Source organism: Variovorax sp. PAMC26660 (assembly GCF_014302995.1).
Classification (GTDB): Bacteria; Pseudomonadota; Gammaproteobacteria; order Burkholderiales; family Burkholderiaceae_C; genus Variovorax.
In genome coordinates, this window is the sequence record NZ_CP060295.1 from 4,552,493 (window position 1) to 4,573,027 (window position 20,535).

Annotated in this window: 23 protein-coding genes and 1 other RNA gene; 12 read left to right on the forward strand and 12 right to left on the reverse strand. The window is 63.5% G+C overall.

Annotated elements, in window-relative coordinates:
• Positions 1-104: 104 nt before the first annotated feature.
• The 6 genes from H7F35_RS21270 to gyrA all read right to left on the reverse strand — a co-directional run bounded on the left by H7F35_RS21270 (position 105) and on the right by gyrA (position 8,540).
• Entirely contained in the window at positions 105-2,123 is a 2,019-nt protein-coding gene (locus tag H7F35_RS21270; protein WP_187108570.1) for a bifunctional 3-phosphoshikimate 1-carboxyvinyltransferase/cytidylate kinase, read from the reverse strand.
• 1 nt (position 2,124) lies between these two features.
• Complete coding sequence (locus tag H7F35_RS21275; RefSeq protein ID WP_187108571.1) at positions 2,125-3,018, reverse strand: prephenate dehydrogenase; 894 nt, start codon at positions 3,016-3,018, stop codon at positions 2,125-2,127.
• A 14-nt stretch (positions 3,019-3,032) separates the two neighbouring features.
• On the reverse strand, positions 3,033-4,154 hold the full coding sequence (gene pheA / locus H7F35_RS21280; RefSeq protein ID WP_187108572.1) for a prephenate dehydratase: 1,122 nt from the start codon (positions 4,152-4,154) through the stop codon (positions 3,033-3,035).
• 25 nt (positions 4,155-4,179) lie between these two features.
• Positions 4,180-5,247, reverse strand: coding sequence for a 3-phosphoserine/phosphohydroxythreonine transaminase (gene serC / locus H7F35_RS21285; protein WP_261803701.1), 1,068 nt, complete (start codon positions 5,245-5,247; stop codon positions 4,180-4,182).
• Positions 5,248-5,316: 69 nt separating this feature from the next.
• Entirely contained in the window at positions 5,317-5,898 is a 582-nt protein-coding gene (locus H7F35_RS21290; protein WP_187108574.1) for a DUF2059 domain-containing protein, read from the reverse strand.
• Positions 5,895-8,540, reverse strand: a complete 2,646-nt coding sequence (gene gyrA / locus H7F35_RS21295) for a DNA gyrase subunit A (protein ID WP_187108575.1) — start codon at positions 8,538-8,540, stop codon at positions 5,895-5,897. The genes H7F35_RS21290 and gyrA overlap by 4 nt, the downstream gene beginning before the upstream one ends.
• A gap of 224 nt (positions 8,541-8,764) precedes the next feature.
• On the opposite strand from gyrA, the gene ompA reads away from it, so the two are divergent.
• From ompA to ssrA, 4 genes are all read left to right on the forward strand, one after another.
• The gene (ompA, locus tag H7F35_RS21300) at positions 8,765-9,415 is read left to right on the forward strand and encodes an outer membrane protein OmpA (protein WP_187108576.1); all 651 of its coding nucleotides are present in this window, start codon (positions 8,765-8,767) and stop codon (positions 9,413-9,415) included.
• Positions 9,416-9,551: 136 nt separating this feature from the next.
• Positions 9,552-10,280 carry a bifunctional 2-polyprenyl-6-hydroxyphenol methylase/3-demethylubiquinol 3-O-methyltransferase UbiG gene (ubiG, locus tag H7F35_RS21305; protein WP_187108577.1) on the forward strand — a complete coding sequence of 243 codons (729 nt, stop codon included), beginning with the start codon at positions 9,552-9,554 and terminating at the stop codon, positions 10,278-10,280.
• Positions 10,277-10,945 (forward strand): phosphoglycolate phosphatase, encoded by a 669-nt coding sequence (gene gph / locus H7F35_RS21310; protein ID WP_187108578.1) that lies wholly within the window; start codon positions 10,277-10,279, stop codon positions 10,943-10,945. The genes ubiG and gph overlap by 4 nt, the downstream gene beginning before the upstream one ends.
• A gap of 12 nt (positions 10,946-10,957) precedes the next feature.
• Positions 10,958-11,344: a transfer-messenger RNA gene (gene ssrA / locus H7F35_RS21315) on the forward strand.
• A 131-nt stretch (positions 11,345-11,475) separates the two neighbouring features.
• On the opposite strand, the gene H7F35_RS21320 is transcribed toward ssrA, so the two are convergent.
• Genes H7F35_RS21320 through H7F35_RS21345 form a run of 6 tightly spaced genes read right to left on the reverse strand, consistent with a single transcriptional unit; the run spans position 11,476 to position 14,733 of the window.
• Positions 11,476-12,660, reverse strand: a complete 1,185-nt coding sequence (locus H7F35_RS21320; protein WP_187108579.1) for a site-specific integrase — start codon at positions 12,658-12,660, stop codon at positions 11,476-11,478.
• Complete coding sequence (locus tag H7F35_RS21325) at positions 12,618-12,836, reverse strand: excisionase (RefSeq protein ID WP_187108580.1); 219 nt, start codon at positions 12,834-12,836, stop codon at positions 12,618-12,620. The genes H7F35_RS21320 and H7F35_RS21325 overlap by 43 nt, the downstream gene beginning before the upstream one ends.
• A 55-nt stretch (positions 12,837-12,891) precedes the next feature.
• Positions 12,892-13,623: a DNA cytosine methyltransferase gene (locus H7F35_RS21330; protein WP_187108581.1), complete on the reverse strand. Its 732-nt coding sequence runs from the start codon at positions 13,621-13,623 to the stop codon at positions 12,892-12,894.
• Positions 13,620-13,859, reverse strand: a complete 240-nt coding sequence (locus H7F35_RS21335) for a hypothetical protein (RefSeq protein WP_187108582.1) — start codon at positions 13,857-13,859, stop codon at positions 13,620-13,622. The genes H7F35_RS21330 and H7F35_RS21335 overlap by 4 nt, the downstream gene beginning before the upstream one ends.
• Positions 13,856-14,356 (reverse strand): DUF1643 domain-containing protein, encoded by a 501-nt coding sequence (locus H7F35_RS21340; RefSeq protein ID WP_187108583.1) that lies wholly within the window; start codon positions 14,354-14,356, stop codon positions 13,856-13,858. Before H7F35_RS21340 ends, H7F35_RS21335 begins: the two co-directional genes overlap by 4 nt.
• A complete protein-coding gene (locus tag H7F35_RS21345) occupies positions 14,353-14,733 on the reverse strand; it encodes a hypothetical protein (protein WP_187108584.1) in 381 nt (126 codons plus the stop codon). Before H7F35_RS21345 ends, H7F35_RS21340 begins: the two co-directional genes overlap by 4 nt.
• A 46-nt stretch (positions 14,734-14,779) precedes the next feature.
• Here H7F35_RS21345 and H7F35_RS21350 point away from each other — a divergent pair, with 46 nt between their 5' ends.
• The 8 genes from H7F35_RS21350 to H7F35_RS21385 all read left to right on the forward strand — a co-directional run bounded on the left by H7F35_RS21350 (position 14,780) and on the right by H7F35_RS21385 (position 20,494).
• A complete protein-coding gene (locus H7F35_RS21350; RefSeq protein WP_261803702.1) occupies positions 14,780-16,222 on the forward strand; it encodes a phage portal protein in 1,443 nt (480 codons plus the stop codon).
• Entirely contained in the window at positions 16,219-17,097 is an 879-nt protein-coding gene (locus H7F35_RS21355) for a S49 family peptidase (protein WP_187108586.1), read from the forward strand. The genes H7F35_RS21350 and H7F35_RS21355 overlap by 4 nt, the downstream gene beginning before the upstream one ends.
• A gap of 23 nt (positions 17,098-17,120) precedes the next feature.
• A complete protein-coding gene (locus H7F35_RS21360) occupies positions 17,121-17,714 on the forward strand; it encodes a hypothetical protein (protein ID WP_187108587.1) in 594 nt (197 codons plus the stop codon).
• Positions 17,715-17,743: 29 nt separating this feature from the next.
• On the forward strand, positions 17,744-18,124 hold the full coding sequence (locus tag H7F35_RS21365; RefSeq protein ID WP_187108588.1) for a head decoration protein: 381 nt from the start codon (positions 17,744-17,746) through the stop codon (positions 18,122-18,124).
• Positions 18,125-18,187: 63 nt separating this feature from the next.
• Positions 18,188-19,252 (forward strand): major capsid protein, encoded by a 1,065-nt coding sequence (locus H7F35_RS21370; protein ID WP_187108589.1) that lies wholly within the window; start codon positions 18,188-18,190, stop codon positions 19,250-19,252.
• Positions 19,252-19,572, forward strand: a complete 321-nt coding sequence (locus H7F35_RS21375) for a hypothetical protein (RefSeq protein ID WP_261803295.1) — start codon at positions 19,252-19,254, stop codon at positions 19,570-19,572. Before H7F35_RS21370 ends, H7F35_RS21375 begins: the two co-directional genes overlap by 1 nt.
• A complete protein-coding gene (locus tag H7F35_RS21380) occupies positions 19,569-20,228 on the forward strand; it encodes a hypothetical protein (RefSeq protein ID WP_187108590.1) in 660 nt (219 codons plus the stop codon). Before H7F35_RS21375 ends, H7F35_RS21380 begins: the two co-directional genes overlap by 4 nt.
• An 11-nt stretch (positions 20,229-20,239) precedes the next feature.
• Complete coding sequence (locus H7F35_RS21385) at positions 20,240-20,494, forward strand: DUF2635 domain-containing protein (RefSeq protein WP_187108591.1); 255 nt, start codon at positions 20,240-20,242, stop codon at positions 20,492-20,494.
• Positions 20,495-20,535 lie beyond the last annotated feature (41 nt).

The following is a 20,535-nucleotide window of genomic DNA, read 5'->3' on the forward strand; positions in this document are numbered from 1 at the left end:
GTGCCCGGGTTGGTTGAACAACCAGAAGGCCGGTGCGCTGTCGCGCGAGAAGAGCCTGCTGGAGCGGTATGCGCCAGCCGGAACACCCGGTTGGCGCGAGCCTTTCAAGCGGACTTGAAGGGCTGTACTTGCTGCCACCAGTTCAACACCTGATCGATCGATTGCTCGATGGAAAGCTGGGAGTTGTCGAGGTGGCGCGCATCCTGCGCCGGCTTCAGAGGTGCGACGCTGCGGGATGAGTCCCGGGCGTCACGTGCTTCCAAGTCGGAGCGAAGACTGTCGAGTGTAGTCGAAATACCCTTTGAAATCAACTGCTTATGGCGCCGCTCGGCGCGCTGGACGGCGCTGGCCGTGAGGTAGACCTTGAGGGTGGCGTCCGGGAAGATCACGGTGCCCATGTCGCGGCCATCGGCCACGAGGCCGGGCAGCTGGCGAAAACGCTGCTGCAGGGCCAGAAGGGCCTCTCGCACGGCGGGCAGCGTGGAGACGCGGGAAGCGTCCATGCCGGCGGCTTCGGTGCGGATTTCGTCGCTGACGTCTTCGCCGGCCAGCAGCACCTTGCCCTCGGTGAACTGCAGGGGCAGGGCGGCCGCGAGTGCGGCAATCTGCGCTTCGTGCTGCGGATCGGCGCTCAGGCCGGCGCGCCGCATGGCAAGGCCGGTCACGCGGTAGAGCGAGCCCGAATCGAGGTAGTGGTAGCCCAGCAGGCGCGCCACTTCGGCCGCGAGCGTTCCCTTGCCGGAGGCGGTCGGGCCGTCGATGCAGATCACCGGCACCGCCGCGGCTTCCGCCACCGAGAACAGCGTTTCGAAGTAGTCGGGGAAGGTCTTGGCAACGCAGTGGGGCTCGAGGATGCGCACGGGCACCCGGGCCGGGTTGAACGCCGCGAGCGAAAAACACATGGCGACGCGGTGATCGTCATAGGTGTGGATGCTGGCCGGCAGCCAGCCGCCCTGCGCCAGCGGATGCACGCGGATGAAATCGGGGCCGGCCTCGACCGTGGCGCCCAGCTTCCTCAGCTCGTTGGCCATGGCGTCGATGCGGTCGGTTTCCTTCACCCGCCAGCTCGCGATGTTGCGCAGGGTGCTGGGGCCGTCGGCGTACAGCGCCATGACGGCGAGCGTCATCGCCGCGTCGGGGATGTGGTTGGCGTCGAGGTCGATGGCTTTCAGCGGCCAGGCGCCACGGCGCACTTCGAGCCAGTTCGGGCCGCTGTCGACCTGCGCGCCCATTTGCTGTGCGGCATCGATGAAGCGGATGTCGCCCTGGATCGAATCGACGCCCACGCCTTCGATTCGGATGCCATTTTGTCCGGATACGCCCGTCGCAATTGCGCCAAGTGCTATGAAATAGCTAGCAGAGGAGGCGTCCGCCTCGACATGGATGTCGCCCGGCGAGCTGTAGTGGCTGCCGGCCGGAATGGTGAAACGCTCCCAGCCGTCTCGCCGCACCGCGATGCCGAAGCGCGCGAGCAGGTTCAGCGTGATCTCGATGTAGGGCTTGGAGATCAGCTCGCCGACCACCTCGATCACGATGTCGTTGCGTGCCGCGAGCGGCAGCGCCAGCAGCAGGGCGGTCAGGAACTGGCTCGACACATCGCCGCGCACGCGGATCGGCACGTCGAGCACGAGGTCGCTGTGGTCGACCGGATGAATGCGCAGCGGCGGATAGCCGGGGTTGCCGAGGTAGTCGATCTGGCAGCCGAGCTGAGTCAGTGCATCGACCAGGTCGCCGATCGGACGCTCATGCATGCGCGGCACGCCGCTCAGTTCGAATTCGCCGCCGAGCAGCGACAGGGCCGCCGTCAGCGGGCGCATCGCGGTGCCGGCGTTGCCCAGGAACAGCGGCAGCAGGGTGGCGTTGGGCTTCAGTTGCCCGCCGAGGCCGGTGATGCGCAGCGTGTTATCGGCCGGCGCCGGGTCGATGCCGCAGCCGAGCGCGCGCAGGGCGTCGAGCATCACGCGCGTGTCGTCGGAATCGAGCAGGTCGTGGATGGTGGTGGTGCCGCTGGCGAGCGCGGCCAGCAGCAGCACGCGGTTGGAAATGCTCTTGGAGCCCGGCAGCCGGACCGTGCCGGCGGCGCCGGTGAGGGGCGGAAGGTCGAGGAAGGCCGTCGAGAACATGTCAGGAATCCTGCTGGGCCGAGGCGTCGGAATTCGAATTGGGTTTCCACGCTGCACGGGCCTTGCTGGCGGCGGCGATGGATTGTTCGAGCGCCTGCAGGTCGCCGGCGGCCATCAGTGCTTCGAGGTCTTCCAGTGCCTTTCGGAAGGCTTGCGATTGCAGCAGCACCTGCTCGCGGTTGGCGAGCAGCACGTCGCGCCACATGACCGGGTCGCTCGCAGCGATGCGCGAGAAGTCGCGAAAGCCCGGGCCCGCGAGGCTCAGGAAGCGGTCGCCTTGCGGCTGCGCGGTCAAGGCGTTGGTGTATGCAAAGGCCAGCAGGTGCGGCAGATGGCTCACGGCGGCGAAGGCGGCGTCGTGTTCTTCATGCGTCATGGTCACGACATGGGCGCCGATGCCGCTCCAGACCTGCGAAGCCCGCTGCACGTTCGAGCGCAGCGTGGCCTTGACGGGCGTCAGAACAACCTGGCGTCCGGTGAACAGTGAGGCTTCGGCGTGCTCGATGCCCGAGACTTCCTTGCCGGCGATCGGATGCGCCGGAACGAAATTCGCGAACTGCTTTTGCAGGCCGTTGCGCGCGGCTTCGATCACGTCGCCCTTGGTCGAGCCGACGTCCATCACCAGCGTTTCGCTCGAAATGCCGTGGCGGATGGCTTTGAACATGGCTTCCGATGCGGCCACGGGCACAGCCAGCAGCACGAGGTCGGCGCCCGATACGGCGAGCAGCGCGGAAGGCGCCACCACGTCGATCACGCCGAGCTGGCGTGCCCGCTCGGTGGTGGACGGCGACTTGCTGTAGCCGACCACGCGTTTCACCAGCTTCGCGCGTTTGAGCGCGAGCGCAAAAGAGCCGCCCATGAGGCCGCAGCCGATCAATCCCAGTTGCTCGAACATCGTGTCTGTCCGGCTCAGGCTTTGACGGGGTAGGCGCCAAGGACCTTGTAGAACGCGCAGAGGCCGCGCAGTTCGGCCAGCGCCGCGGCCACGTTGGGCTGCGAAGGATGGCCGTCGAGGTCGATGTAGAAGTAGTACTCCCACTGGCCGGTGCGCGCGGGGCGCGATTCGAAGCGCGTCATCGACACGTTGTTGGCCTTGAGCGGCACCAGCAGGTCGTGCACCGCGCCGGGCTGGTTCGGCACCGAGACGATCAGGCTCGTGCAGTCGCGGCCCGAGGCCGGCGGCATGGCCAGCGTCTGCGGCAGGCAGATCACCGAGAAGCGGGTGCGGTTGTACGAATCGTCCTGGATGGCGTGCGCCACGATGTGCAGGCCAAAGCGCGTGGCGGCGCGTTCGCCCGCCAGAGCGGCCCAGGCCGGGTTGGTGGCGGCGAGCCGCGCGCCTTCGGCGTTGCTCGACACGGCACGGCGCTCGGCGTTCGGCAGGTGCTTGGACAGCCAGGTCTGGCATTGGGCCAAGGCTTGCGGATGGGCCAGGACGGCCTCGACGCCTTCGAGCGAGTTGCTGCTGCGCAGGAGATGGTGGCGCACCAGCAGGCTGACTTCACCGACGACATGCGTGGGCGAATGCAGGAAGAGGTCGAGCGAGCGAGTGACCACGCCTTCGGTCGAGTTCTCGACGCCGACCACGCCGTACTGGGCGCTGCCCGCGGCGGTGGCATGAAACACCTCGTCGAAGCTGGCGCAGTAGATCAGGTCGGCTGCGCCACCGAAGTACTCGATGGCGGCCTGTTCGCAGAAAGTGCCTTCCGGGCCCAGCACGGCCACGCGTTGCGGCGATTCGAGTGCCAGGCAGGCCGACATGATCTCGCGCCAGATGGCGGCCACATGCAGGTCCTTGAGCGGACCCGCATTGCTTTTCTGCATCTTGTCGATGACCGCCGCGACGCGGTCGGGGCGAAAGAACGGCGTGCCTTCGCGCTTCTTGACCTCGCCGACCAGTTCGGCCACATGGGCCCGCTCGTTGAGCAGGCTGAGCAGTTGCTGATCGAGCGAGTCGATCTGCACGCGCAGACCGGCAAGGCTTTCGGAGTTGTCGGGGGAGGAGGGCGGTGTTGGAGCGGAGTCGGTCATCGGTGCGAGCAGCTAGGGCATGCGCCTAGGCATGCGATCGCGCGAATTCTCGCATGTAGCCCACGAGTGCCTGCACCCCTGCCAGCGGCATGGCGTTGTAAATGCTGGCGCGCATGCCGCCGACCGACTTGTGGCCCTTGAGCTGCAACAGGCCGGCTTCGCGCGCACCGGCCAGGAAGGCCTCGTTGCGGCCCTCGTCGGCCAGGAAGAACGGCACGTTCATGCGCGAGCGGCAGTTCGCATCGATCCGGTTGGCGTAGAAGTCGGAGCTGTCGATGAAGTCGTACAGCAGCTTCGCCTTTGCGATGTTGCGCTGCTCCATGGCGGCAATGCCGGTGAGGTCGCCCTCGGTCTGCTGAAGCAGCCACTGGAACGTGAGCCCCGCCATGTAGATGCCCCAGGTCGGTGGGGTGTTGTACATGGACTTGTTGTCGGCCACGGTCTTGTAGTTGAATGCGCTCGGGCAGATCTCGAGCGCATGGCCGAGCAGGTCGTCGCGCACGACAACGATCGTCAGGCCGGCCGGGCCGAGGTTCTTCTGGGCACCGCCGAAGGCAAGGCCCACGCGAGTCCAGTCGACGCTGCGCGAGGCGACGTGCGACGAGAAATCGATGACGAGCGGTGCGTTGCTGCCGAGCGCGGCAAGGTCGGGCAACTGCTGGAATTCGATGCCGTTGATGGTCTCGTTGCTGCACACGTGCACGTACGAGGCGTCCTTGCTGAGCTGCCAGGTCGAGGGATCGGGCAGTTGGGTGTGCTGGTTGTCGGCGTTGCTTGCTGCAACGCGCGCGGCGCAGTAGCGCTGCGCTTCCTTGTGCGACTTGACGCTCCAGCTGCCGGTGATCACGAAGTCGGCGGTTTTGCCGCGCGACAGGTTCATCGGGACGATGGCGTTTTCGCCAAGTCCGCCACCCTGCATGAACAGGATGTGGAAATGAGAGGGCACGGCCAGCAGCGTGCGGATGTCGGCTTCGGCCTGCGTACAGATGGCGCCGAATTCCTTGCCGCGATGGCTCATTTCCATCACGCTCATGCCGCTGCCTTGCCAGTCAAGCATTTCGGAGGCAGCGCGTTGCAGCACCGCCTCCGGCATGGCAGCCGGGCCGGCCGAAAAGTTGTAGGGGCGCTTGCCGGCCGGCGTCTGCTGCTGGATCACGTTGCTTTACTTCTTGGCTGGTGCCTTGGCAGGGGCCTTGGCGGGTGCGGCAGGTGCTTCAGTGGGGGCACCCAGTGCCTTGGCGACGTTTTCGTCGAGTGCGCGCATCTTGGGCTCGATGGTGGCGCGCGTTTCGGACACGAGCTTTTCCGTCAGTGCGGTTTGCATCTTCGGATTCAGGTCCTGGTACTTCTTGCTGAGGGGCGAGTTGATCCAGGCCAGCAGTTGCTTGAGTTCGTCTTCGCTGAAGTTCTGCTCGAGCAGCGGGGTCAGGGCGCCAGGTGCCAGTTGCACGGCCTTGTCGCGCACGACCGGGTAGGCGTCGTCGAAGTACTTCTTGAGCTCGGCGTCGGCAGCCTTGGCAGCGGCTTCGCGCTTGGCTTCCGGCACTTGCGTCTGCAGGTACTGCGAGCCGGCTTGCGCGATCGGGGCGCTCGATTGCTCGACCAGTCCGCGTGCCAGCGATTCGATGCCGGGGCGCTGGATGTCGATGAACTGCTTGATCATCGTGGCCTTGTCCTGGGCCATGGCAGCCATGGAGCTGCTGGCAAGGGCTACCGTCAGAAGTGCGAGTTTGATTTTTTTCACTGAGGATTCTCCGTTGAAGATGTGGAAGTATCGTCTGCGTCAGGCTCACTCTCGCCGTTCGCGTCGTTTTCGACGATACGTTGTAGCCCGCTGAGTTTGGCGCCTTCGTCGAGTCCGATCAGCGTGACGCCCTGCGTCGCGCGACCCAATTCGCGAATCTCGGCAACCCGGGTGCGCACAAGCACGCCCTTGTCGGTGATGAGCATGATCTCATCATCCGCATGCACAAGAGTGGCGGCAACGACCTTGCCGTTGCGCTCACTCTGTTGAATCGCGATCATGCCTTTGGTTCCACGGCCGTGGCGCGTGTATTCCGTAATGCTTGTTCGCTTTCCGTAACCGTTTTCCGTGGCGGTGAGCACGCTTTGCTGCTCGTCCTCGGCCACCAGCATCGCGATCACGCCCTGTCCCGGATCGAGCGACATGCCGCGCACACCGCGAGCGTTGCGGCCCAGCGGGCGGACGTCGTCCTCGGCGAAACGCACGGCCTTGCCGCCGTCGCTGAAGAGCATCACGTCGTGCTTGCCGTCGGTCAGCGCGGCGCCGATCAGGTAGTCGCCGTCGTCGAGGTTGACGGCAATGATGCCGCCCTTGCGCGGGTTGTTGAATTCATCGAGCGCGGTCTTCTTGACCGTGCCCATCGAGGTCGACATGAACACGTACTGGTCGGCCGGGAAGTTGCGCTTCTCGCCGGTCAGCGCGAGTGCGACGTTGATCTTCTCGCCTTCCTGCAGCGGGAACATGTTGACGATCGGCCGGCCGCGCGAGCCGCGCGAACCCGCAGGCACTTCCCACACCTTGAGCCAGTACAGCCGGCCACGGTTCGAGAAGCACAGGATGTAGTCGTGCGTGTTGGCGATGAAGAGCTGGTCGATCCAGTCGTCATCCTTGGTCGATGTGGCCTGCTTGCCGCGCCCGCCGCGTTTTTGAGCACGGTATTCGCCCAGGGGCTGGCTCTTGATGTAGCCGCTGTGCGAGAGCGTCACCACCATGTCGGTCGGGGTGATCAGGTCTTCGGTCGAGAGGTCGAAAGCGCTGTGCTCGACCAGGCTGCGGCGGGCGCCGAGCTTCGACTGGCCGAACTCCTGCTTGGTCTCGGTGAGTTCGTCGCCAATGATGGTGGAGACGCGCTCGGGCTTGGCCAGGATGTCGAGCAGATCGTCGATCTCCGCCATGACTTCCTTGTACTCGACAACGATCTTGTCTTGCTCGAGGCCGGTCAGGCGTTGCAGACGCATCTGCAGGATTTCCTGGGCTTGCGTTTCCGACAGGCGATAGAGGCCATCGCCGCCCATGCCGTACTCGCGCTCAAGGCCTTCGGGGCGGTAGTCGTCGGCGTTGATCACGCCGCCATCGGCGCGTGAACGCGTGAGCATTTCGCGCACCAGCTTGCTGTCCCAGGCGCGGGTCATGAGCTCGGCCTTGGCGACCGGTGGGGTGGGCGACTCGCGGATGATGCGGATGAACTCGTCGATGTTGGCCAGCGCCACCGCCAGGCCTTCGAGCACATGGCCGCGTTCGCGGGCCTTGCGCAGCGTGAAGACGGTGCGGCGTGTGACCACTTCGCGGCGGTGCTGCAGGAAGACCTCGATCAGGTCCTTCAGGTTGCACAGCTTGGGCTGGCCATTGATCAGCGCCACCATGTTGATGCCGAAGGTGTCCTGCAGCTGGGTCTGCTTGTAAAGGTTGTTGAGCACAACCTCTGGCACTTCGCCGCGCTTGAGCTCGATCACCAGGCGCATGCCCGACTTGTCGGACTCGTCCTGGATGTGGCTGATGCCTTCGATTTTCTTCTCGTGCACCAGCTCGGCCATGCGCTCCTGCAGCGTTTTCTTGTTGACCTGGTAGGGCAGCTCGTCAACGATGATCGCCTGGCGCTGGCCACGGTCGATGTCCTCGAAGTGGCATTTGGCGCGCATCACGACCTTGCCGCGGCCGGTGCGGTAGCCGTCCTTCACGCCGTTGATGCCGTAGATGATGCCGGCTGTGGGGAAGTCGGGCGCCGGGATGATTTCCATCAGCTCGTCGATGCTGGCTTGTGGGTTGCGCAGCAGGTGCAGGCAGGCGTCCACCACCTCGTTCAGATTGTGCGGCGGAATATTGGTGGCCATGCCGACCGCAATACCGCCTGAACCATTCACCAGCAAATTCGGTAACCGGCTGGGCAAGACTCTTGGCTCTTTTTCGGAGCCGTCGTAATTGTCCTGAAAATCGACAGTTTCCTTGTCGATATCGCCCAGCATTTCATGCGCAATTTTGGACAGCCGGATTTCCGTATAACGCATTGCGGCTGCGTTGTCTCCATCGACAGAACCGAAGTTGCCCTGGCCGTCGACCAGCATGTGGCGCATGGAGAAGTCCTGCGCCAACCGCACGATGGTGTCGTAGACCGACTGGTCGCCGTGCGGGTGGTATTTACCGATCACGTCACCGACGATACGGGCCGACTTCTTGTACGGCCGGTTCCAGTCGTTGTTCAGTTCGTGCATGGCGAACAGGACGCGCCGGTGCACGGGCTTGAGGCCATCGCGCGCATCGGGAAGCGCCCGGCCCACGATGACGCTCATGGCGTAATCGAGATAGCTGCTGCGCATTTCCTCTTCGAGACTGATGGGCAGGGTTTCTTTGGCGAAGGAGGTCATGAGCGAGAGGCTGGCGGCAGGAAGGCGAAATTTTACGCTGTGAGGGGTGTCGCACCGCCGCAACACTAGGCGGCTATTCCGCCTCCGTCCTACGCTTCGGGGGCGTCCAGCGGCCTGTTTGCCAAAGACCCTATGGCACAATCGCCTCAACGTTTTGGGTGGTGGTCACTTAAAGCGTCCTTGATTCGCAGCGCGGCTGCGGCTTTTTCCCCAAGAGGAGAACCATGAAGAAACTGAATAAAGTGGCGATGATGTTTGCAGTCGCTGCGCTCGCCACTGCCGCCGGCGCGCAGACCCGTGTCACCGCTGCTGATGGCGGTCCTACGATCGACAACTGGCAAAACGGCACCGGCGAGCTGGTCTGGAAGAACGGCACCAACGAACTGTGCTGGCGTGATGCCAACTGGACGCCGGCTACTGCCGCCGCCGGTTGCGACGGCGCTCTGGTTCCGGCCGCTCCTGCTGCCGTGGCTCCGACCCCTGGCGCTCCGGTTGCTCCGGGTGCACCGCAAGTCGCCGCCAACAAGGTGACCTTCGCTGCTGACGCATTCTTCGACTTCGACAAGTCGGTTCTGAAGCCTGAAGGTCGCGCCAAGCTGACCGACCTGGTTGAGAAGATCCGTGGCGTCAACCTCGAAGTGATCATCGCTGTGGGCCATACCGACTCGATCGGCACGGTGCCTTACAACCAGCGTCTGTCGGTGCGTCGCGCTGAAGCCGTCAAGGCCTTCCTGGTCTCGAAGGGCATCGAACGCAACCGCGTTTACACCGAAGGCAAGGGCAAGTCGCAACCTGTGGCTGACAACAAGACCAAGGAAGGTCGCGCCAAGAATCGTCGCGTTGAAATCGAAGTGGTCGGCACCCGCGCCAACTAATCGATCGATTCCATCGATGAAAAAAACCCCGCTTTGGCGGGGTTTTTTTATGCCTGGCGAATTAACACTCGATCGCTTGTCAAAGCCTGCTGGATGTTTGTGGGCCGTTGCCCGTTGCCCGTTTCATAATCGCTGTATGACAGAAAACGTGAATGCCGACCCGGCTGAACTGGCCAAGTTTTCAGAGCTTGCGCATCGGTGGTGGGATTTGGAGAGTGAATTCCGCCCATTGCATGAAATCAATCCATTGCGTCTTGAGTGGATCGACGGTATTGCGCCTATCTCACAACGTCGTGTGCTGGATATCGGCTGTGGCGGCGGAATCCTGGCTGACTCGATGGCGCGAAAGGGCGCCGAGGTGCTGGGCATCGACTTGGCGGGCAAGGCGCTCAAGGTTGCCCAGTTGCATGCCCTCGAGGCCGGCACGCGCGGCGTCAAGTACCGCGAGATCAGTGCCGAAGCACTGGCCGCTGAACAGCCCGGCAGCTTTGACGTCGTCACATGCATGGAAATGCTTGAGCACGTGCCACAGCCGGCCTCGGTAGTCCAGGCCTGTGCCACGCTGGTAAAGCCGGGCGGCTGGGTGTTTCTCTCGACGATCAACCGCAATCTGAAGGCCTTCATGCTTGCGATCGTGGGGGCTGAATATGTTCTTGGCATGCTGCCGCGCGGAACCCATGAGTATCCGAAGCTGATTCGCCCGAGTGAGCTTGCCGCCTACTGCCGCGCAGCCGGACTGGACCTGCGGGCTACCCGCGGCATGGAACACAACCCGTTGACCCGGCGCTACTGGCTCAGCGCCGACACCAGTGTCAACTACATGTTTGCGACGCAAAAGCCACCACTGCCAGGTTCGCAGGGATGAAAAATGCTTCGACGCAAGCCGTGCTGTTCGATCTGGACGGCACGCTGATAGACAGCGCTCCCGACCTGGGTGCTGCAGCCGACAAGATGCGTACCGATCGAGGCTTGGCCTCGTATCCGTTGGAGCGCTACAGGCCGATGGCCGGCGCCGGTGCGCGCGGCATGCTCGGTGTGGCGTTCGGCATCACGCCAGAGGCGCCTGAGTTTGCCGAACTGCGAGAAGAGTTCTTCGTTGCCTACGAGCGGCGCATGCTGCTGAACACGCATGTGTTCGATGGTGTCCACATGCTGATCGAGGCGCTTCAAGAGCGTGGTCTGCTCTGGGGTGTCGTTACCAACAAGTCGGCCCGTTTCACCGATCCGCTGACGAGTGCCATACCGCTATTTGCCACGGCCCGTGCGATCGTGAGCGGTGACACCACGCCTTTCTCCAAGCCGCATCCAGAGCCTTTACATGAAGCGGCGCGCCGGTTGGGCGTCGCTTCCAACGTATGTATCTACGTGGGCGACGACGAGCGCGACATCATCGCCGGCCGTGCCGCGGGTATGCGAACCGTCGCGGCCGCCTACGGCTACATGGGCTCGCAGGCCGATGCTGTGCTCTGGAAGGCCGACGCCTCAATCTCTTCGCCCCTCGAGCTCTTGAAGTTCCTCAATAGCGCCTAAAATAGAAGACTTGGGGCTGCACTGGTTTCGACGTGGGTTCGGAGTCGCAGCGGGGCATGTCGAGCTGAATGCGCTCGTAAAACAGATTCAAACAAACTAACTGCAAACGACGAACGTTTCGCACTCGCTGCTTAATTGCCAGTGAGCTTTGCAACAGCAGGCCGATGGGCTGGGCAAGGGGGTGACAGAGCAATCTGAATCCTCCCGGCTGCAAAGATAATTACATGGGCTGGCTTCGATCCGGGTACCTTGGGTCGAGGCGAGAAAATAGGGTGCTGGCGTCCGGTTTAGCGTGTGACTGCGCGACTCCGGAAGCGAGACTCAAATCAGATCACTAAACATGTAGAACTGCGCGATGAAGGCTTGCGGACGGGGGTTCAAATCCCCCCAGCTCCACCATACAAGACGGTCAACGCCAATGAGAGACCATTGAGCGTTGCCCCGTCAAACCGTCCCAAACGGTCTACTTTTGGCGTTCGATTCGCACGAATTTCGCACGTAAAGCCGGGGGAATTCGCACGCAAGGCGGGTCAAGATACCGCCTTGAGCTGTGCCTTCGGCTTCTTGTAGTCGTCCCCAATGAACTTGCCGTAGATGGTGAAAACCATCGTAGCGTCCTCGTGGCCGAGTTGGTCTGCCAAGTACCACGGGTTTGCGCCGGCCGTCAACGCCGCGCTGGCGAATGTGTGCCGAGCTTGGTATGGGTTGCGATAGCGCACGCCCGACCGCTTGAGCAGCGGCACCCACATCGTTTTCCGGATCTGCGCATCATTCGTCCACGGCTCTCCAGTGGCGGGGTTCAGCCAGACATGCGAGCCCTTGGCTTTGCTGATCGGCTCCTGCGCCTTTAGGGCGGCGACTGCATCGTGGTTCAGGTCGACATCACGGACGCCTGCAGCCGTTTTCGGAGCTTTTTCTACCCCCTCTACCTGGTTCAGATCGATCCGAACCTTGGCCGCCTTCAAATCCACCTTTGGCCACTTCATGGCAATCATCTCGCCGGGCCGAAGGCCGGCATTGAACCAGAACTGAATCATGGGCCACTCGTCGGCTCGGGCAGCTTCGAGAATGGCGGCGCGTTCTTCGGCTGTGAACGGGTTAGCCTGGTACTCGCTGGACTTGGCCGTCTGCTTCAGAAGCTTCGTCAAGGCGATCCGATCAAATGGATCGAAGCGGATTCTGTCGTCGTTGAGGGCGTCTTCAAAGACGCTACGAAATGGCGTCAGCAGGTTGCGTGTGAACTTTGCGGTCACGTTCATCTCGGAGATCCAGGAACGCAAAGCGCTGGGTGTTGCCTCGGCCAGCGTCTTGGTGCGCCAAGCCTTCATGCGCTCGCTGTTGAGTGCCTTCTTGTAGCCCGCGAGGGTGCTTGGCGACAACTTCCCTGCCTTCACCTGCTTTTCGTAGGTGGCGAGCTGTGCATCGAGCAGCGGGCCGATCAGAGCGCGGCCTCCTGCGTTCTCGAACTTCTTCGCCTTTGTGCTGTCTGGGAAGTATTCGCCGTACTGGAACTCTCCGTCAGCGATCTTGCGCAGGATCTCGACCCGCAGGCCGGCAGCGTAGGTGAGGGCGCTCTTAGTGATCGACTGAGGCGGCAGTAGTTCGCGGCACTCGGCGCCGCGGTAGCTGAAAGCGATCTGAATGCGCTGCTCGTGCTTGAACTCCCGAAGGCTCACGCCGCGAGGGCATTCGATGGTGACTGGCTTTCGACCCATTTGTTGTATTCCTCGGGGTTTATGTAGAGGTTCCCATCGGGACCCTTGCGGCACTGCACGCCATCCGTCCATACTCGTTTCCGGCGCCTGGCGTGGACGGCGTCTGGCGTGTCGCCCGTGTCGGTGCAGTGCTTCTTCAGCTTGACCCACCTGTAGTGGGCTTCGTTGGCGCTCATGTCTTGCTCGCTTTCTCAGGAGTGGGTCGGGAGGCTTTCGGGGTGGGGGTGGGCATCACGCGGTCTCCGTCAAGATTTGCCATGCAGTCGCAGCCACCTGCGGAACCTGCCCGTTGCCGAATGGCCTAAGTTCGTCCACGACGCCGGCCACCCCATAACCCACGCTGCATGGCTCGGGCTCCACTTCCCACCAGGGCGCCATTCGTCGCGCCGTGCCAGAGCCGCGGATATGCAGTCCTGCTGATGACTCTCGATCTTCTGCCGGCCAGGATGTTCGCAACTCACCAGCGTTGGCGTCGGTAGCAACGATCCAGATGCGTTCGCGCACATGGGGTGCGCCAACATCGGCAGCGGAAAGCACGCGCCATCGAGCATCAAACCGGAGCGCGGCCAGGTCTCCGAGAACAACTCCGAGTCCCCGAGAAGTGAGCATTGGGCTGTTTTCCACGAAGACGTATCGGGGTCGAACTTCGCCCACGATGCGCGCCATTTCTGCCCATAGCCCTGATCGGTCTCCTTCGAGCCCAGCGCCCTTGCCGGCGCTGCTGATGTCCTGGCAGGGAAAGCCGCCAGAAATGACGTCAACAATTCCGCGCCAAGGTCGTCCGTCAAAACTGCAAACGTCAGCCCAAACCGGGAAAGGTCGGAGTGCTCCATCGTTTTGCCGCGATATGAGAACTTGTGCTGCGTAGGCATCACGTTCAACTGCGCAGACGGTTCGCCATCCGAGCAAGTGGCCACCGAGAATTCCTCCACCAGCGCCTGCGAAAAGAGCCAGCTCATTCACAGTGCCTCCCCATCCGTCAGAGCCTGCCCTGGTGCAGCGCGAGCGGCGAGGATGTGGAGCAACTTGCGCTCCAGGCTGGTGAAGGTGGAGAGCCTGAATCCGTGATGACGCCAATCCCCATCGGACAGGTCCGACATGTTCGAGAAGAGGTACTGCAGCATCTTCGTTTCGGCAGCGGTCACCGCCTCAGGCCTCGAAGCCGTGCTGAGTTCTGGCGCTGCTTGCGGGGCGGTCATAGTGTTCCTTTCGGTGTATCGAAGGGCATGAGCGGCGTTCTGTAGGCCAGCATTTGCGGGTGTCCGGGGTCGCCGCCTTTCGTGAGTCCGAAGTGACGAACGGGTTTCCCAGACGACAGCAGGGCGTCCAGCAGCACATCGAAGGCGAAGCGCAGCTTAGGCGGAACCTTCTCGGTGTTGCCCCAGCACGGCACGAGGATGTCGGCGTCGTTGATGATGTCGGTGGTGTGGTCGCCGATGTCCTCGCCGAACGGGTCTTGCACGTCTGCCAGCGCCTTCACGTCCTTCGAGCGGTAGGCGAACACGTTGCCGACAAGGAAGCGCGAGCCGCCCCACAGCTTCGTGAAGCCGATCCACTTTTTCACGGTCTGATCATCGACCGTTGCATCGGCTGTGCTCGGGTTGACGCCGAAGAATGCGTAGACAGGTCCGTCCATGCCGACAGTGCGTTCCAGGCGATAGCGGTACTTTCCGCATGGGCTGATGATCGCGCTCACGCTCCCTCTCCCTTGCCATCGGCAGGCTGTGCGGCGGAACTGTTCCCCCACGTCCCGCGCAGCACTGCGATGCAGTCGTTGCTGTCCAGCATGTAGTCAGCATCCGCTGCCGCATCGTCGGCTGCCTTGATCCGAGCGCACAGCTCTTCGATCAGCTCAGCACGATGCGTCCTCGGATCACGCTCGGCCAGCCGTCCTTGTTGGTACATCCAACGGTCCCGCGATGTCGCTGGCGGAACCATATCCACTATGACCTCCCCCGTCTCAGCCTGTGGCGAGGGAGCAGGGGCCGCATCGAGCATCGCCTCGATGGCGCCTTCCAAGCGTTGTTTGAAGAAGGAGCCTTCCTTGAAGCGATGCTTGAAGGCAGCGACCATTTCGGGCGTTGCCGTCTTGGGCCATTGACGAGCCTGCGGCCCCTTGGTGCTTGCGCTCTGCTGGTCGACAGGCGGCGTCACACGGATCCTCGACAACGTTGTCGGCACGCACCTGCGGCTGTCGGCCTCGCCAGACTATCGGGCGCTGAAGGCGCGCTTCGGCAAGGCCTTCGACGCCACCTGGGCGATGGAATACCAGCGGGCGGCCGAGGCGCTGTGGCGCGGCTACTCAGAGAGCCTGGGCCGATGGAACGACGTCGAACGTGCGCTGACCACCGGCCAGCAGTTCCGCCTGGCCATGCGGCACAAGCTCATCGACGGCGAAGGGCTGGCGCTGGCGTACTGGATGCCCGAGCGTGTGGGTGCCGGCGGCGCTGAATATGCAACGTGCATCCGCCTCATCGACCCTGACCGGATGAGCAACCCATTCCAGGGGCCCGACACGAAGAACATGCGCGGCGGCATCGAGATCGACGAGGAAACTGGCGAGCGCCTGGCTGCTCATATCCGCCGCGCGCAGCAGAACGACTGGTATCTGTCGGTTGAGGCGAACACCTGGGAGCGCGTGCCCTTCGAAGATGACGACGGCTTCACGCGCGTGATCCACGATTTCGACCGGGACCGCGCCGGGCAGCATCGCGGCATCAGCGCGTTCAGCCCGATCCTGTCGCACGCTCGCATGCTGGCGCGCTACTACGGGCTCGAGCTGCAGCAGGCGTCGCTCGCTGCGGCGCTGGGCACCTACGTGACCAGTCCATACGACCCCGCGCTGGTGCAGGAGGCTCTGGGAGCTGACGACGCCGCGGCGCAGGAACTCAATGCCTACCAGCAGATGCGTGCCGAGTGGTCGCAGGAGCGGCCGGCGTACTTCAACGGTGTGAAGGTGCCCACGCTGGCACCCGGCGAAAGCATTGAGTCGGTTGCGAGCCCGCACCCGCACACCGGCTTTGCCGACTTCGCTCACGAGATGCTGGGTCTGTACTCGGCTGCCACGGGCCTGTCGCGCGAGCAGATCACACAGGACTGGTCGCGGACCAACTACAGCAGTGCGCGCGCTGCGCTCATGGAGAGCTGGAAGACGCTGATGCGCCGGCGCGGCGAGTTCACCACCAACTTCGCCACGCCGATCTACGCGCTGTGGCTGCGCGAGGCGATGGAGAACGGCGAACTGCCGCTGCCCGCCGGCGCACCGAGCTTCGTCGAGGCGGCCACCGCCTATTCGCGCTGCCGCTGGCTCGGCCCGGCACGCGGCTGGATCGATCCGGTCAAGGAGCCGGCCGGCAGCGTGCTGCGCATGGAGGCTGGGCTGGCCACGCTGGAGAGCGAAGGCGCAGAGCAGGGCGTCGACTGGGAAGAGGTCGCCGACCAGCGCCAGATCGAACAGAAGGCCTACGAGGAGCGCGGCCTGCCGCCTCCGAAGTGGGCTGCCATTCAGGGCACCGGCGATTTCTTCAAGGACGACAGCGAGTCCAACGCACAGAAACCATGACCAACTACCCACATTTGGCGCAGCGCTTGTTCAACACGCCCCTGGCCATCCTCCCGTCGAAGGGTGAGATGGTCATGGCTGCGCTTGCAGATCGCTTCGGCATCGCGAAGCTGTTCCGCGCGAACGGGATTGAATCGAAGATGGGCGCCTGGTCCGAGGACGAAGAGTTCAGCGGCCCAGCCGACTCGCCACCGCGCGGCTACGAGATAGTCGCTGGAGTGGCAGTGATTCCGGTCACTGGAACGCTGGTCGCCAAGCTTGGCACCATTCGGCCGTACAGCGGCATGACGGGTTACGACGGCCTGCGCGCGAACTTTTCGATGGCGATCGACGACCCCAAGGTGAAGGCGATCGCGTTCGACATCGACAGTCCTGGCGGCGAGGTGTCGGGATGCTTCGACCTTGCAGACACCATCTATGGGCAGCGCGGCACGAAGCCGATCTGGGCAATCCTGAGCGACTCGGCCTATTCCGCCGCCTATGCCATCGCCAGTGCCTGTGATCGCATCGTGGTCCCCCGCACGGGCGGCACTGGCTCCGTGGGCGTCATCTGCATGGCAGTCGAATTCAGCAAAGCGCTGACGACGGCCGGCGTCACCGTGAACATCTTTCAGTACGGCGACCGCAAGGCCGATGGCAACGAATACACGCCGCTTGAAAAAGCGGCACGAGAGCGATTCCAGGCAGACATTGACGAGATGGGCGACCTGTTCGTCAGCACCGTCGCTCGGAATCGCAACCTCTCCAAGGCTGTGGTGCGCGGCACCCAAGCCACCACCTTTCTCGGGGCCAAAGGCGTCGAGATCGGCTTCGCCGACGCCGTCATGGCGCCCGACGAAGCGTTTCGGTCCCTGCTCGTCGAGCTGGGTAAGTAGTCACTCAACCACAAAGGAATGCGATGAGCACTCTCCGCAAAGTGGCGAACGCCCTTTCGTTCGCCCACCTGGCTGGCTTCGCCGGCAAAGCACGCGCCGAAGGCGGCGACGATGAAGACGAAGAAAAGAAAAAGAAGGACGACGAGGCCAAGGCGAAAGCCAAGGCCGAAGGCGACGACGACGACGAGCGTAAGAAGCGCGACGACGAATCGGAGGACGAATATTCGGCTCGCATGAAAGCCCTCGAAGAGGAGGAAAAAAAGAAGGACGACGAGGCAAAAGCCGATGACGACAGCGATGAAGAAATGCGCGGTGACAGCACCGCCGCCGCGGCCCGCCGGCGCGAGCGTGCGCGCTGCGCCGCCATCTTCGGTAGCTCCGCCGCCGGCAGGAACCCTGTCCTCGCCGCCAATCTCGCTTTCAACACTTCGATGACCCGTCGCGAAGCGGTCACCATGCTCGAAAGCACACCCGCTCCGGCAGCCGCAAGCCACGTCAGCCGCTCCGCACGCAATCCGCAAGTGGGCGCCGGCGGAGACATTAAGACGACGCCTCAACAGGCAGCCGCAGCCCGCTGGGACCAGAACCTCCAGGCAGCAGCCAAAGGCCGCCGCTGATCACCAAACCTCACTGAAGGAATCCAATCATGGGCAATCCCACTGTTACCCCCCTCGCCGAGCAATGGCACGACGGCGGATTTCTCGTCTCGCAGGCGAACGGTCACCGCTCTGTCGACCAGGCTGTGCTCGCTGCCGGCGCGAAGGTCTATGCCGGCACCATCGTCGGCAAGATCACCGCCTCGGGCAAGTATGTGCAGTGCGTGAGCACTGCCAGCGATGGCTCGCAGGTGCCTGCGGGCATTCTGTTCGGCACCAAGGACGCGACGCTGGCCGACAAGCCGTGCGTGGTTGTGCGCCGTGACTGCGAAGTCAACACCACCGAGCTGATCTGGGACGCGTCGTTCAACGCCGGCGCCATCACGACCGGTCTCGCCACCCTGGCCGGCCTGGGCATCATCGGCCGCTGATCCAACACACCAACCAATTGAGGCCGCCTTCGGGCGGCTTTTTCATTTCCAGAAGGAACTGACATGGCAGCCGAAATCATCGACATCTTCAACGGCGACGCGTTCAGCGCGCTGGCCCTGACGCAAGGCGTTCAACGCAACCCGTACCAGCCCTCGGGCCTGGGCGCGCTGAACATCTTCGATCCGAACCCGATCCGCACTACCGCAGTCTCGGTCGAAGAGCGTACCGGCACGCTGAAGCTCATCGGCTTCAGCCAGCGCGGCGCCGAGGGCACGCAGCGCACGACCGAGAAGCGCAAGATGCGCTACTTCGACGTGCCGCGGCTGATGCACGACGACACGATCCACACTTACGAACTGCAGAACATTCGCGAGTTTCCGGAAGGCCCTACCGGCCAGATCGTGACCGTGCCGATGCAGCTCGAGCGCGAAGTGGCGCGCCGTCTGGCTGGCCCCACGGGCCTGCTGAACAACATCGAGTACACGAAGGAATACCTGCGTCTGGCTGCGGTGCAGGGCATGGTGCTGGACCCGAAGGACGGGTCGGTCCTGTACAACTGGTTCGATGAGTTTCAGCAGTTGCAGGCAACCGAAGTCGCGTTCAACCTGTCGGCCAACGTCGAGTTCACGCTGCGTCCGATCTGCAACACGATCAAGCGCACGATGGCCCGCAAGGCGCAGGGGGCGTTCACCCAGCAGACGCGCGTTTACGCGCTGTGCGGCGACACCTTCTACGACCAGTTCATGACCCACAAGGACGTCGTGAAGACGTTCGTGAACTTCGAAGACGCGCGGATGATTCGCGATGCTGCTTTCGGAGACGCCTTCAGCGCGTTCAACTTCGACAACATCACCTGGGTGAACTACCGCGGCTCGGACGACAACAGTACCGTGAAGATCGCCGACGACAAGGTGAAGTTCTTCCCGGTGAATGCTCCTGGCATCTTCCAAGAAGTCATGGCCCCGGGAGAATCTGCGGAGTTCATCAACCAGCCGGGCCAACCGGTGTACGTGCTGCCGATCCCCGACCGGGACCGCCGCATGTGGTGGAAGATGGAGGCGTACGCTTACCCGCTGTTCCTCTGCACCCGTCCCGAGGTGCTGCTCTCCGGTCGCGCGGGCAGCTGATGGTCGACTGGGACGCGCTGGTGCTGGGCCCTGTGCACGGGGTCTTCGCTGAACCTGTCGTCTATCTTCCGAAGGGCGGCTCGCCGACCACGACGGAAGGCATCTTCGACGAGGCCTACCGTGAGGTGGACCTGGCCGGGGGGATGGCGGTTACGACGGAGACACCGGTGCTCGGGATCCGGCTCAGCGCGTTCCCGCAAACGCCACAGCAGGACGATCAGATCACGGTCGGCCGGACCGGCGTGACCTACGTCATTCGCGAAACTCAACTTGACGGGCATGGGGCTGCGAAGCTCTTGCTCAACAAGGTATCTGCATGAACCCGCTCGATCAACCCATGTCGGCGCGGCGCATGCTGCGCCTGGCTGTAGTTGCGCTGCTGCGTGCCGAGATTCCGGGCACGACGATCGTGTCGCCAGGTGACTGGCCCACGCCTCCGGAGAAGCTGCCCGCGCTGCTGGTCAACGTTCCAACCGAGACCAAGCAATCCATCAACAAGGGGCAGCCCGAGTTCACGACTACGGCATCTGTCGTGGTGCAGGGTCAAGTCACAGCGACTACTGCAGAAGCGGTGCAGGACCTAATCGAAGATCTGGCCTATCGCGTGGAGAACGCGATCCTCACGGGCTACTGGCTCAACCGGATGACCCAACAGTTCGCGACGGTCCAGACCGAAGTGGAATGCACTGCCGATGGTGGCCGGCAACTTGCCGGTTTCCGCATGACGCTATCCACCGAGACGTTCGAGAGCTTTGACCCCACACAGGCCTCGCCACCCGCATCGACGTGGCCACCTGCTGAGCCGGCAATCGTGCCACTCGAAAGCATGGGTATTCACCTGGACACCACCAGCCCGTTCGATGCCACCGGCACCTACCCGAACCCGCCGTTCCCAGGCGCCGTGCAACCAGCACCGCGCACCACCGGGCCCGACGGGCGCGACGAGGGCGCGCTCGACATTCAACTTCCGCAATAGGAGCCTCCGCCATGTATGTGAAAGCCGCGCCCGGCATGAAGTGCCGCGACCCTGATCTGAAAGACCTCCTTCCCGATGAAGGGCGCGATGTGCCCGACACCGACTACTGGCAGCGCCGGCTGCGCGACGGCGACGTTGTGCCGGCAGAGCCGCCTGCAGCAGCGTCCGAGCCCGCCCCGGTACCGGAACAAGCCGCGCTGACCGCGCCCGTGGCGCCGAAGGCCGAAAAGGCCGCCAAGCCCGACACGGCCACCAGCACCAGCTGAGCGCCACCACCCCTCACCGAACAGCCCGCCTTGAGCGGGCT